The organism is Bacillus sp. EKM202B, assembly GCF_011066025.1.
GTDB lineage: Bacteria > Bacillota > Bacilli > Bacillales > Bacillaceae_G > Bacillus_A > Bacillus_A toyonensis.
This window is the reverse complement of the sequence record NZ_JAAMNK010000099.1, coordinates 1-548: the sequence shown is the minus strand read 5'-3', so window position 1 is coordinate 548 and position 548 is coordinate 1. Positions and strand designations below refer to the sequence as shown.

Annotated in this window: 1 protein-coding gene; it reads right to left on the bottom strand. The window is 34.7% G+C overall.

Annotated features, from left to right (window positions below; translation table 11 throughout):
* The coding region (locus tag G9F74_RS29480; protein ID WP_260408316.1) for an MSCRAMM family protein at positions 1-548 on the bottom strand (548 nt) is incomplete at both ends.

Here is a 548-nt window from a genome sequence, read left to right as displayed (position 1 = left end):
GTGTTTCTGTTCCTCCACCTGGTGTTTCTGTTCCTCCACCTGGTGTTTCTGTTCCTCCACCTGGTGTTTCTGTTCCTCCACCTGGCTCTTTTTGATTTGTAATTTGAAGTTTTATAACTTCAATTTTTTGATTAGAAATCGTAAACTTAACTTCCTTATTAGATAAAGTGTATCCTTCTGGAGCCTGTACTTCTTTTAAAATGTAATCTCCTGGTTCAAGTTTCTTGGAAATTGCTTTACCATTTTTATCTGTTGTTAATTTGTCTATTTTCGTTCCGTCTTTCAAAATTTCAAAAACTGCGCCTGCTAATATTTTATTTGTATCATTCGCATCTACCTTTGTAATTTCTACTTGACCTGTTATTTTTTCTTTCACTTTTTCATTCAATACTTCTTGTTTTACTAATTCATTTGCTACGATGTTTACTTCTACTGTCACTTCCAGCGCCTTATAACCTTCTGGCGCTTTCATTTCCTCTAACGTGTATTTTCCTGGCACTACGTTTTCGAATTTCACAACACCATCTTTATCTGTTGTTTTCATTTCT